The organism is Streptomyces capoamus (assembly GCF_014654935.1).
GTDB lineage: Bacteria > Actinomycetota > Actinomycetes > Streptomycetales > Streptomycetaceae > Streptomyces > Streptomyces capoamus.
On sequence record NZ_BNBF01000028.1, the window covers coordinates 1 to 11,266 of the forward strand.

7 protein-coding genes are annotated in these 11,266 nt (G+C 70.0%); 3 read left to right on the forward strand and 4 right to left on the reverse strand.

Features of this window, described 5'->3' with window-relative positions; translation table 11 throughout:
• Positions 1–123 precede the first annotated feature (123 nt).
• Both IE312_RS32170 and IE312_RS32175 read left to right on the forward strand, forming a co-directional pair.
• Positions 124–969, forward strand: coding sequence for a RecB family exonuclease (locus IE312_RS32170; RefSeq protein ID WP_189985847.1), 846 nt, complete (start codon positions 124–126; stop codon positions 967–969).
• A gap of 53 nt (positions 970–1,022) precedes the next feature.
• Positions 1,023–1,694: a response regulator gene (locus IE312_RS32175; RefSeq protein ID WP_014671700.1), complete on the forward strand. Its 672-nt coding sequence runs from the start codon at positions 1,023–1,025 to the stop codon at positions 1,692–1,694.
• Positions 1,695–1,777: 83 nt separating this feature from the next.
• Here IE312_RS32175 and IE312_RS32180 read toward each other — a convergent pair whose 3' ends face one another.
• The 4 genes from IE312_RS32180 to metH form a co-directional block, all read right to left on the reverse strand.
• The gene (locus tag IE312_RS32180; RefSeq protein WP_189985784.1) at positions 1,778–3,358 is read right to left on the reverse strand and encodes an ABC transporter substrate-binding protein; all 1,581 of its coding nucleotides are present in this window, start codon (positions 3,356–3,358) and stop codon (positions 1,778–1,780) included.
• A gap of 95 nt (positions 3,359–3,453) precedes the next feature.
• Positions 3,454–5,058: an ABC transporter substrate-binding protein gene (locus IE312_RS32185; protein WP_189985785.1), complete on the reverse strand. Its 1,605-nt coding sequence runs from the start codon at positions 5,056–5,058 to the stop codon at positions 3,454–3,456.
• 463 nt (positions 5,059–5,521) lie between these two features.
• Entirely contained in the window at positions 5,522–6,223 is a 702-nt protein-coding gene (locus IE312_RS32190) for an HAD family hydrolase (RefSeq protein ID WP_189985786.1), read from the reverse strand.
• A 112-nt stretch (positions 6,224–6,335) separates the two neighbouring features.
• The gene (gene metH / locus IE312_RS32195; protein WP_189985787.1) at positions 6,336–9,851 is read right to left on the reverse strand and encodes a methionine synthase; all 3,516 of its coding nucleotides are present in this window, start codon (positions 9,849–9,851) and stop codon (positions 6,336–6,338) included.
• A 279-nt stretch (positions 9,852–10,130) separates the two neighbouring features.
• Here metH and IE312_RS32200 point away from each other — a divergent pair, with 279 nt between their 5' ends.
• Positions 10,131–10,895 (forward strand): IclR family transcriptional regulator, encoded by a 765-nt coding sequence (locus IE312_RS32200; RefSeq protein ID WP_189985788.1) that lies wholly within the window; start codon positions 10,131–10,133, stop codon positions 10,893–10,895.
• Positions 10,896–11,266 lie beyond the last annotated feature (371 nt).

An 11,266-nucleotide genomic window follows, 5' to 3' on the forward strand; every position in this document is an offset into this window, starting at 1 on the left:
ACCCCCGGCACCACAGCACCCCAAACCCCCGAACCCGCCACCCCCGGCACCACAGCACCCCAAACCCCCGAACCCGGCGCCCCCGGCCCCGCCACCCCCGGACCCGCCGGGCTCGGCGTCGCGGTGGCCGGGGTTCGGGAGGTGCGGGCGCCCAGTTCTCTGTCGCCTTCGCGGGCCAGTGACTTCATGCAGTGTCCGTTGCTGTACCGGTTCCGGGTGATCGACCGGCTGCCCGAGAAGCCGAGCGCGGCGGCGACGCGGGGCACGCTGGTGCACGCCGTGCTGGAGCGGCTGTTCGACGCGCCCGCCGGGGAGCGGACCGCGCCGCGGGCCAAGGCGCTGATCCCGGGACAGTGGGACCGGCTGCGGGAGACCCGGCCGGAGGTGACCGAGCTGTTCGCGGACGACCCGGACGGGGAGCGGCTGGCCGGCTGGCTCGCCGAGGCGGAGCGGCTCGTGGAGCGCTGGTTCACGCTGGAGGACCCGACCCGGCTGGAGCCGGCCGAGCGCGAGCTGTTCGTGGAGGCCGAGCTGGAGTCGGGGCTGCGGCTGCGCGGGATCATCGACCGGGTGGACGTGGCGCCGACCGGCGAGGTGCGGATCGTCGACTACAAGACGGGCAAGGCGCCCCGCCCGGAGTACGCCGAGGGCGCGCTGTTCCAGATGAAGTTCTACGCCCTGGTGGTCTGGCGGCTGAAGGGGGTGGTCCCGCGCCGGCTCCAGCTCGTGTACCTCGGCAGCGGGGACGTGCTGACGTACGACCCGGTCCTCGCCGACCTGGAGCGGGTGGAGCGCAGGCTGCACGCGCTGTGGGAGGCCATCAGGCAGGCCACGGAGTCGGGGGACTGGCGGCCGAGGCCGACGAAGCTGTGCGGCTGGTGCGACCACCGGGAGCACTGCCCGGAGTTCGGCGGTACTCCCCCGCCCTACCCGCTGCCGGTCGGGCCGGCGGGGTCCGGGACCGGGTGATCGGGGAATTCCCGGCAGGGCAGAATGGGGCGGGACTAGCGAAGGAGTGTCACGTGGCCATCCGCGTCCTACTGGTCGACGACCAGCCCCTGCTGCGTACCGGTTTCCGGATGATCCTGGAGGCCGAGCAGGACATCGCGGTCGTCGGTGAGGCCGGTGACGGTCTGCAGGCCCTCGACCAGGTCCGCGCGCTCCAGCCGGACGTCGTGTTGATGGACATCCGGATGCCGCGGATGGACGGCGTGGAGGCGACCCGGCAGATCACCGGGCCGGGCCGGGACGGTCCGGCCAAGGTGCTGGTGCTGACCACGTTCGACCTGGACGAGTACGTGGTGGAGGCGTTGCGCGCCGGCGCCAGCGGTTTCCTGCTCAAGGACGCGCCCGCCAACGAACTGGTGCAGGCGATCCGGGTGGTGGCGGCCGGTGAGGCCATGCTGGCGCCGAGCATCACCCGGCGGCTGCTGGACAAGTACGCCACGCACCTGCCGTCGGGTGAGGAGCCGGTGCCGGACACCCTGCACACGCTGACCGACCGTGAGGTGGAGGTGCTGAAGCTGGTGGCGCGCGGGCTGTCCAACGCGGAGATCGCCGCCGATCTGTTCGTCAGCGAGACGACGGTGAAGACGCACGTGGGTCATGTGCTCACCAAGCTGGGTCTCAGGGACCGTGTGCAGGCCGCCGTGTACGCGTACGAGAGCGGTCTGGTGCGCCCCGGCGCCCAGTAGGGGCGGCAGTCCCCCCGGGGGGCCGTACGACGGCGGAGGGCGCCCGGCTCCGGTGGAGCGGGGCGCCCTCGGCGTGTGCGGCCTCAGCTCTTGCTGAGTTCCCAGAACCGGAACACCGTGGAGGCGTCCAGGCAGTACTCCAGGCCGTACACGCCGTCGCGGACGACGGCGTACTGCTTGGCCTGCCACACCGGCAGGACGGGCAGTTCGGCGGCGACTATGTCCTGCAGCCTGCCGAAGTCCTTGTCGGTCGCCGCGCGGTCGCTCTGCGCGGCGGTGCCGGGGATCAGGGACTTGACGATGGTGCGGTTGCTGTAGTTGTTGTCCAGTACGTTGCCCTTGCCGAAGAACGGGGCGGTGAAGTTGTCGGCGTCGGGGTAGTCCGGCACCCAGCCCTTGACGTACACGCCGTACTTGCCGGCGGCGATGTCCTTCTCGTACTGGCCGAAGGGGACCGACCGGACGTCGGCGTCGAACAGCCCGCTGGCGTCGAGCTGGCCGGCGATGGCCTTGAGTTCCTCGTCGGTGGCGGGGCCGTAGCGGGACGGCGTGGACCACAGGGTGAGCTTCACCTTGCCGGTGATGCCGTCGGCGCGCAGTGCGGCGGCGGCCTTCTCCCGGGAGGGGCGGGCGCCGTAGGTGTCGAAGAACGCGGTGTTGTGGCCGGCGATGCCGGCCGGGATGATCGAGTACAGGGCGGTGGCGGTGCCCTGGTAGACGTCCTTGATGAGGGCGTCGCGGTCGATGAGGTAGGCCATGGCCTTGCGGACGCCGGCCTTGCCGGCCACCGGGTCCTTCATGTTGAAGACCAGGTGCTGGACCTCGGCGCTGCTGCCCTCGATGACGTCGACGCCCTTGCTGTCGTCCTGCTGGTCGAGCTGGGCGATGTCGGCGGCGGTCAGGCCTCGGTAGGCGATGTCGATGCCGCCGTCGAGGAGGGCCTGCTTCAGGGCGGTGCGGTCGCCGTGGAAGAACTTGAGGGTGACCCCGGAGTTCTTGACCTCGGCGCTGCCCCGGTAGTTGCCGTTGACGGAGAAGACCGCCTCGTCCTTGTCGAAGGAGTCCAGTTTGTACGGTCCGGAGCCGACGGCCTGGTGGTCGGGGCGCAGGGCGTCCGCGTCGTACTGGCGGTGGTCCACGATGGAGCCGGCGCCGGAGGCGATCTTGCTGGGGAAGGTGGCGTCCGGGACCTTGAGGTGGAAGACGGCCGTCTTCGCGTCCGGTGTCTCGACCTTGTCGAGCATCGGGAACATGATGGCGGGGCCGGCGGGATCGTTGATCTTCAGCAGGCGGTCGAAGGAGAACTTCACGTCCTCGGAGGTGAGGGCGTCGCCGTTGCTGAACTTCAGGCCGTCCTTCAGTTCGCACTGGTAGACCATGGCCCGGGTGTCGGTGAAGCGACACTGCTTCGCCAGTTCCGGCTGGGGCTCGGTCGCGCCCTTGGGGAAGGCGAGCAGCGACTGGAAGACGTTGTTGAACAACAGCCAGGAGCCGGGGTCGTAGCCGGATGCCGGGTCCGTGGCGAGGACGTCGTCGGACATCCCCATCACCACGGAGGAGCCGGTGCCCCCGGAGTCACCGGTCTCGGAGCCGCAGCCGGTCAACAGGCCGGAGGCCAGCCCCGCCACGAGGGGCAGGACCGGCCACTGGGTGCGCATGTTCACTTTGAAATGTGCCTTGTCGTCGGTTCGTCAGCCCGGGGCCGCCGTCCCTGGTCCCGGGCACCGGGGCCGTGCCCGGCCCCGGGTGCGGAGAACCGTCAGCCGCTCACGCCGCGGCCGAGTTCCCACAACTGAAGCGTAGACGAGGAGTTGAGGGCGTAGGCCACGCCCGTGATGTCGTCGCGTGCGGCGATGTACTGCTTGCCCTGCCACAGCGGCAGCACCGGTACGTCCTCGGCGACGATGTCCTGGATCTCCGTCAGGCTCTTGGAGGCGCCGAGCCGGTCCGCCTCGCGGCGGGACTGCGGGATCAGCGAGCGCTGGATGCTGCTGTTGTTGTACGGCGAGCCGAGGAAGTTGTTCTTGTCGAGGAAGGGCGCGAGGAAGTTGTCGGCGTCGGGGAAGTCGGGGAACCAGCCCATGCCGTAGACGTCGTACTGGCCCTTCCGCTCGGCGGGCCGGAAGGTCGCCCAGGGGTGGCCCTCGATGGAGACGTCGAACAGACCGCTGTCGTTGAGCTGCTTCTGCAGGATCTCGAACTCCTGCTTGGTGGCGGAGCCGTAGTGGTCGGTCGTGTAGTGCAGGGTCAGCTTCACCGGGGTGGTGATGGCGGCCTTGGCAAGCGCGTCCTTGGCCTTGGCGACGCTGGGGTTGCCGTACTTGTTGAAGAACGAGTTGGAGTGGCCGGTGACGGTGGCCGGGACCAGCGAGTACAGCGGTTCGGCCTGGGTGCCGTAGACCTTGGAGACCAGTTCGCCGCGGTTGATGACCTGGGCCATGGCCTGGCGTACGGCCTTGGACTTGACGCTGGAGGCGTCGGTGTTGAAGGCGAGGTAGCGGATCTCCAGACCCGGCATGTCGACCAGGTCGACCTTGTCGTCGCCGCCGCCGTCCAGCTTCTGGATCTGCGCGGGCGACATGGTGCGGGTCATGACGTCGATGTCGCCCTTGTCGATCGCGGCGCTCATGGCGTCGGCGTCGCCGAAGGCGCGCAGTTCGACCTTGTCGTTGTTCACCTTCACGCTGCCCTGGTAGGAGGGGTTCTTGGTGAAGGTGGCGGAGACGATCGCGTCGTTCTTGACGTCGGCCTGGAAGGTGTACGGGCCGGAACCGTCGATCTCGAAGCCGTCCCGGAGCTTGTCCTTCTGGTAGTCCTTCGGGTTGACGATGCCCGCGACCGGGGTGGACAGCTTGTACGGGAAGGTGGCGTCGGCGGTCTTCAGGTGGAAGACGACCTCGCGGTCACCCTGGGTCTCGACGGTGTCGATGGTGTTGAGCAGGGCCGAGACACCGCTGTCCGCGTTGATGCGCAGCGCTCGCTCGATGGAGTACTTGACGTCCTGCGCGGTCACCGGGTCGCCGCTGGCGAACCTCAGGTCCTCGCGGAGCTTGCAGGCGTAGCGCTCGCTGCCGCTGTCGGTGAAGGAGCAGCTCTCGGCGGCGTCCGGGACGGGGGCGCCCTCGCCCTTGGGCTGGGCCATCAGCGTCTGCACGGACTGGCGCAGGATGTTCCACGTGCCGACGTCGTAGGCGTAGGCCGGGTCGAGGGGCGCGGGGGCGTCCTTGGTGGCCGTGAACTGGTCCGTGGTACCGACGACGATGGCGTCACCGCTCTTGCTCCCGCTGTCGGATCCGCCGCACGCGGCGAGAACCGGGGTGAGCAGGCCGGCCACCGCCGGCAGCACCAAAGTCTTGCGGTTCATGCGGGAGTTTCTCCAGAGCTGTTCGGGTCCGTGTATCCGGCATGCAGGGGTGGTGCGGCGGATCACAGGGGGTTCTCGGGGGTGTTCTCGCGATGAGATTAGTCCGCGCCCGCAGCCCGGTTCACGGCGCCGTGAGTTGACCCCCCATCACGCAGTGAAACCGGTTGCGGACACACCGAAAACCCGACAGCGGCAGGTTTGGTGCAGCGTCTCCCCAATCGGGACACAACGTGCCGTCGCTCCGCCCTCGCGGGGGCGGGTCAGCACACTCGGCCAACGTTGTCGAGGCGCTCCGGCGTGGGGAACGTCACACCGCCAACTGTGCCGCCGGTCAGCACGATTCGGCCGGTCACCCGCCCGGGAATTTCCCGTGGGCGCGCTTCTCCGGAAATGGGCCCGGCGCGGCCATTCAAGATCGCACTCCCCCGGACTCTCCGGGTCCGGGGGCACCCCCGGTGAACGGTTAGCGCATTTCCGTCATCAGGCCGCGGAGAAATGCCAGGTCGACCTCTTCCAGGGAGGAGACGACGGTGCGTCCTTCGGCCGGTCCGATGGGGGCGACGGAGGGGACGGCGACGACCCGGCAGCCCGCTGCCTCGGCGGCGGCGACGCCGGTCGCCGTGTCCTCGACGACGGCGCATCTGGCCGGATCCGCACCGAGCCCCGCGGCGGCCAGCAGGTACGGGTCGGGGAACGGCTTGGTGCGGGAGACCTCGTCACCGGCGATGGACAGGGCGAAGTGGTGCGGGCCCAGCACGGACAGCACACGGTCGATGATGCGCCGGTGGGAGGCGGAGACCAGGGCGGTCGGGATCTCGTACGCGTGCAGCTCGGCCAGGAGCCGGGTGGCTCCGGGCATCAGCGGCAGGGTTTGGCCGATGCGGTCCTCGAAGCCCTGGTTCAGCAGCACGGTGAGCTCGGCGAGGGTGATGTCGGCGCCGGTCGCCTCGATGAGGAAGCCGGCGCTGCGGGTCATGGGGCCGCCGACCACGACGTGCCGCCAGGTGTCGTCCAGGGTGTGGCCGAGGGAGGCGAAGACCTCCACCTCGACGTCCCACCAGAAACCCTCGGTGTCCACCAGGGTGCCGTCCATGTCGAGCAGCACCGCCTGCAGGGCGGAGCCTTCGCCCGTGCGGGTTCCTAGCGCGGGGACCGTGCTGGTCATCCTGGCGCACCTCCTTGAGGGACGGCCAGGCCGGTTCCCGGGCTGGGAACCGGCCTGCAGTGGACCGACCAGTGTACGACTAATCCGATCAGTGTGCTGGGCGGGACACGCGTCACCGTGCGTTGAAGTACTTCGCCTCGGGGTGGTGGATCACGATGGCGTCCGTGGACTGCTCGGGGTGCAGCTGGAACTCCTCGGAGAGGTGCACGCCGATCCGCTCGGGCCGCAGCAGTTCGGCGATCTTGGCGCGGTCCTCCAGGTCGGGGCAGGCGCCGTAGCCGAGGGAGAAGCGGGCGCCGCGGTACTTCAGGTCGAACATGTCCTGGATCTCGGCGGGGTCCTCGCCGGCGAAGCCGAGTTCGGCGCGGACGCGGGCGTGCCAGTACTCGGCGAGGGCCTCGGCGAGCTGGACGGACAGGCCGTGCAGTTCCAGGTAGTCGCGGTAGGCGTTGGCCTCGAAGAGCTTGGCCGTCTCCTCGCCGATGCGGGAGCCGACGGTGACGACCTGGAGGCCGACCACGTCGGTCTCGCCGGACTCCTCCGGGCGGAAGAAGTCGGCCAGGCACAGGCGCCGGCCGCGGCGCTGGCGCGGGAAGGTGAAGCGGGTGCGCTCGTTGCCCTGCTCGTCCAGGATGATCAGGTCGTCGTCCTTGGAGACGCAGGGGAAGTAGCCGTAGACGACGGCCGCCTCGAGGAGGTTGTCGGTCTGCAGCCGGTCGAGCAGGCCGCGCAGCCGCGGGCGGCCCTCGGTCTCGACCAGTTCCTCGTAGGTCGGTCCCTCGCCGGTGCGGGCCTGCTTCAGCCCCCACTGGCCCTTGAACAGCGCGCCCTCGTCGAGCCAGCTCGCGTACTCCTTGAGCTGGATGCCCTTGACGATGCGGGTGTCCCAGAACGGCGGGGTGGGCACGGGGTTGTCGGTGGCGACGTCGGAGCGGACGTGGCCCTCCTCGGGCCGCTCCTCCACCTGGACGGACGCGGTGGCCCGGACCCGGCGCTGGCGCAGTTCGGGCAGCTTGGCGCCGGGGACGCCGCGCTTGACGCCGATCAGGGCGTCCATCAGGCGCAGGCCCTCGAAGGCGTCGCGGGCGTAGCGGACCTCGCCCTCGTAGATCTCGTGCAGGTCCTGTTCGACGTAGGCGCGGGTCAGGGCGGCACCGCCGAGGATGACCGGGAAGCGGACGGCGAGGCCGCGCTGGTTCAGCTCCTCCAGGTTCTCCTTCATGATCACCGTGGACTTCACCAGCAGCCCGGACATGCCGATGACGTCGGCCCGGTGCTCCTCGGCCGCCTCCAGGATCGCGGAGACGGGCTGCTTGATGCCCAGGTTGACGACGTTGTAGCCGTTGTTGGACAGGATGATGTCGACGAGGTTCTTGCCGATGTCGTGCACGTCCCCGCGTACGGTCGCCAGCACGATGGTGCCCTTGCCCTCGGCGTCCGACTTCTCCATGTGCGGTTCGAGGTGGGCGACGGCGGTCTTCATGACCTCGGCGGACTGCAGGACGAACGGCAGCTGCATCTGGCCGGAGCCGAACAGTTCGCCGACGACCTTCATGCCGTCGAGCAGGGTGTCGTTGACGATGTCGAGCGCCGGGCGGTCCTGGAGGGCCTGGTCGAGGTCGGCCTCCAGGCCGTTGCGCTCGCCGTCGATGATCCGGCGCTTGAGGCGCTCGTCCAGGGGCAGCGCGGCCAGTTCCTCGGCCTTGCCGGCCTTCAGCGACTTGGCGGTGGCGCCCTCGAAGAGCTGCATGAGCTTCTGGAGGGGGTCGTAGCCCTCGCTGCGGCGGTCGTGGATCAGGTCGAGGGCGGTTTGCACCTCCTCCTCGCTGAACCGGGCGATCGGCAGGATCTTGGAGGCGTGCACGATCGCCGAGTCCAGTCCGGCCTTGACGCACTCGTCCAGGAAGACGGAGTTCAGCAGGATGCGGGCGGCCGGGTTGAGGCCGAAGGAGATGTTCGACAGGCCCAGCGTGGTCTGCACCGCGGGGTGGCGCCGCTTCAGCTCGCGGATCGCCTCGATGGTGGCGAGGCCGTCCTTGCGGGACTCCTCCTGACCGGTGCAGATGGTGAAGGTCAGGGTGTCGATGAGGATGTCCTCCTCGCGGATGCCCCAGTTCCCGGTGAGGTCGGCGATCAGCCGTTCGGCGATCTCGACCTTCTTCTCCGGGGTGCGGGCCTGGCCCTCCTCGTCGATGGTGAGCGCGATCAGCGCGGCGCCGTGCTCCCGCGCCAGCCGCGTGACCCTGGCGAACCGGGACTCGGGGCCGTCGCCGTCCTCGTAGTTCACGGAGTTGATCACCGCCCGGCCGCCGAGCTTCTCCAGGCCGGCCCGGATGACGTCGACCTCGGTGGAGTCCAGGACGATCGGCAGGGTGGAGGCGGTGGCGAAGCGGCCGGCCAGCTCCTCCATGTCGGCGACGCCGTCCCGGCCGACGTAGTCCACGCACAGGTCGAGCATGTGCGCGCCCTCGCGGATCTGCTCGCGGGCGATCTCCACGCAGTCGTCCCAGCGGCCCCCCAGCATGGCCTCGCGGAACTTCTTGGAGCCGTTGGCGTTGGTGCGCTCGCCGATGGCCAGGTAGGAGGTGTCCTGCCGGAAGGGGACGGTCTGGTACAGGGAGGCGGCGCCCGGCTCGGGGCGCGGGTCGCGCTCGGTGGGGGTGAGGTCCCGGACCCGTTCGACGACCTGGCGCAGGTGCTCGGGGGTGGTGCCGCAGCAGCCGCCGACCAGGGAGAGGCCGTACTCGCGGACGAAGGTCTCCTGGGCGTCGGCGAGCTCGGGCGCGGTCAGCGGGTAGTGGGCGCCGTCCTTGCCGAGGACGGGCAGGCCCGCGTTGGGCATGCAGGACAGGCGGACGCGGGACTGGCGGGCCAGGTAGCGCAGGTGCTCGCTCATCTCGGCGGGGCCGGTGGCGCAGTTCAGGCCGATCATGTCGATGCCGAGCGGCTCCAGCGCGGTCAGCGCGGCGCCGATCTCGGAGCCGAGCAGCATGGTGCCGGTGGTCTCCACGGTCACCGACACGATCAGCGGGACCTCGTAGCCGGCGGTCTCCATGGCCCGGCGGGCGGCGATCACGGAGGCCTTGGTCTGCAGGAGGTCCTGGGTCGTCTCCACCAGCAGGGCGTCGGCGCCGCCGGCCAGCAGGCCCTCGGCGTTGCGCTGGTAGGCGTCGCGGATGGCGGTGAAGGTGGTGTGGCCGAGGGTGGGCAGCTTGGTGCCGGGGCCCATGGAGCCCAGGACCCAGCGCTGCCGGCCGTCGCGGGCGGCGAACTCGTCCGCGGTCTCGCGGGCGATGCGGGCGCCGGCCTCGGACAGCTCGGCGACGCGTTCGGCGATGTCGTACTCGCCCAGGGCGCTGAGGTTGGCCCCGAAGGTGTTGGTCTCGACGCAGTCGACGCCCACGGCGAAGTAGGCCTCGTGGACGGAACGGACGATGTCGGGGCGGGTGATGTTGAGGATCTCGTTGCAGCCCTCGAGGTGCTGGAAGTCCTCGAGGGTGGGCTCCTGCGCCTGGAGCATCGTGCCCATCGCTCCGTCGGCGACCACCACACGGGTGGCGAGCGCCTCACGGAGTGCGGACGCACGGGTCCGGCTGTCGGCGGAAGGGGACGTCGGCGACGAGGCCATGTAGGGGCTCCCTGGGATGCGACGGCTGTCGGCTATGCGGCCTGCCCCGTCGGGCGGGGCGTGCCGCACGGCGCCAGAGTAGCCGCCCGTCGGCTTGGATGGGCAGCGGCGTCCACGAGGCGGACGCGGGTGTCCCCCGTGCCACGTGTGGTCGCCCTCGATGTAACAGGTGTCGTCCGACCATTGGCGGGAGGTCGGCAACGACCGGTAGTGTTCGACATTGCCGAACGGCGGTTTCCCGCACCGTCGGCAGTCGAAGGGGACGGAGGCAGAACGGCGATGGCACGGAACATCCAGTCGCTCGAACGGGCGGCGGCGATGCTGCGGCTGCTCGCGGGCGGTGAGCGGCGGCTCGGCCTCTCGGACATCGCCTCGTCGCTGGGCCTCGCCAAGGGAACCGCCCACGGGATCCTGCGCACCCTCCAGCAGGAGGGGTTCGTGGAGCAGGACGACGCCTCCGGCCGCTACCAGCTGGGCGCGGAGCTGCTGCGCCTGGGCACCACCTACCTCGACGTGCACGAACTGCGCGCGCGTGCCCTGGTGTGGGCCGACGACCTGGCCCGCTCCAGCGGGGAGAGCGTGTACCTGGGGGTCCTGCACCAGCAGGGCGTGCTCATCGTGCACCACGTCTTCCGGCCCGACGACAGCCGGCAGGTGCTGGAGATCGGGGCGATGCAGCCGCTGCACTCGACGGCCCTGGGCAAGGTGCTCGCCGCGTACGACCCGGTGGCGCACAGCGAGGTGCTGGAGGCCGAGCGCAAACCCTTCACGGACCGCACGGTGTGCGATCCCGGCGACTTCGAGCACCTCCTCGACCTCACGCGCGCGCGTGGGTACGCGGCCGACGTGGAGGAGACCTGGGAGGGCGTGGCCTCGATCGCCGCGCCCATCCACGACCGGCGCCGGATGCCCGTGGGCGCGGTCGGCATCACCGGGGCCGTGGAGCGGCTGTGCCGGGACGGCGAGCTGCGCCCCGAACTGATCGCGGCGGTGCGCGACTGCGCCCGCGCGGTTTCCCGGGACCTGGGCGCCGGACGGTTCTGACCGGCGACGACGAGCGGTGACGACCGGGACGCCAGGCGGCGTTCCGGTCATCGATCTACCCTGAAATGGACAAAAGGGGCTAGTCGTACGTCCATGCACGAAGGTCGATAACCCGAAGCGATCAATAACGATCCTGTTTTCGATAACAGAACTCTTGACGCACGCGTAACGCCGAAGCAAGACTCCCGTCCATCGGTCGGCATTGTCGAACACCTACCGGCAATACGCGCTAGAGTGTGACAACGCCAAGGGCCGGCATCGCTCTCACCCCCGAGGGCGCCAGAACCCCCGGTGGGACCCGGGGTTCGGCTTCCCTGGACGAAGGACAAAGGAGTCGCGGGTGTCCAGCTCCGACATCTTCATCGGCGAGA